Source organism: Flavobacterium bomense, assembly GCF_003970355.1.
Genome location: NZ_RYDJ01000121.1, coordinates 1 through 1,355 on the forward strand (window position 1 = coordinate 1; position 1,355 = coordinate 1,355).

Below are 1,355 nucleotides of genomic sequence, written 5' to 3' on the forward strand. Positions count from 1 at the left end.
ACCACGACCAGCAGCAGTTAAATTTTGTTTATTAACTAATTTATTTTCGCTTAAAATCGCAACAATGGCAGTAGCTCTTTTGGTCGATAAATCCCAGTTGTCGGCAATGGGACCTGAACCTCCAAATGGATCATCATCGGTGTGACCTTCAATCAAAACGGCAATATCGGGATTGTCGCCCAATACTTTTCCTACTTCGACTACCGCTTTTTTACCTTCGGAACCTACAGCCCAACTTCCAGAGTTGAAAAGCAATTTGTTCTCCATAGAAACATATACTTTTCCGTTTTTTTGCTCCACGGTCAAACCTTTACCTTCAAAACCATTCAATGCTTTCGAAAGTGTTTCTTTTAGTTTTCGCATACTGGCTTCTTTGGCAGCAATCAAATTTTCCAACTCTTTCAATCGTTGGTTGTTTTTGTTTAATTGCTCTTGTTCCAATGCCAATGCTTTTTCTTTGGCACCCAACTGATCCAATAACTCACGGTTTTTGGCCATATTGGCTTTCAAAGATTCACTGCTATTTTTTTCTAAAGCGGCGTAAGAATCTTTCAGAACATCCATCTTTTTGTTTAAAGCGGCATAATCAGCTTGCAATTTTTCGCGTTCCGATTTTACTTTCGCCAATTCTTTAGTCAAAGCTTCTTGGTCTAATTCGAGTTGACTTTTAGTTTTCAGTAAATCGGTGTTTTCGTCTGAAATACTTCTGTTTTCTTTTTTTAAATCGGCATATTTACTTTCTAGATCATTGTATATTTTCTTGGAAACGCAAGAGGTTGAAAGTGCTACAATCAGCAATCCGAGGGAAATTCTTTTTATCATTTTTACTTGTTTTTATTGGAATTGGAATTGATTTTTGATATTTTAATTATTCTATTTCCACCAAACTCGGACAATGGTCGGAGTGTTTGGCTTCGGGTAATATAACGGCTCTTTTTATTTTTTGTTTTAAAGGTTCGCTCACTAAACAATAATCAATACGCCAGCCCTTGTTTTCTAGTCTTGCCGATGGAAATCGCATGGTCCACCAAGTATAATTACCGGGTTCTTTGTTCAAAAATCGGAAGCTATCGATGAATCCGCTTTTCATAAAACCGTCCAACCAAGCTCTTTCTTCGGGCAAAAAACCCGAAACTTTTTTGTTGCGAATGGGGTCGTGAATATCGATTGCTTCGTGACAAATGTTGTAATCGCCACAAATCACGAGATTGGGAATTTCTTTTTTGAGTTCATCTATATAATTTTGGAAATCGTCCATATACATAAACTTGTGTGACAATCTTTCGATATTGGTTCCCGAAGGCAAGTACAAACTCATCACCGACAACTCGTCAAAATCAACCCGAATGTTTCTT

Annotated in this window: 2 protein-coding genes; both read right to left on the reverse strand. The window is 37.4% G+C overall.

The genetic code is table 11. The features are described 5' to 3' along the window. The coding region (locus EKL98_RS16055) for an OmpA family protein (protein ID WP_126563151.1) at positions 1 to 822 on the reverse strand (822 nt) is incomplete at its 3' end. Between the two features lie 46 nt (positions 823 to 868). After that, a partial coding sequence (locus tag EKL98_RS16060) for an exodeoxyribonuclease III (protein ID WP_199740734.1) occupies positions 869 to 1,355 on the reverse strand: 487 nt, incomplete at its 5' end.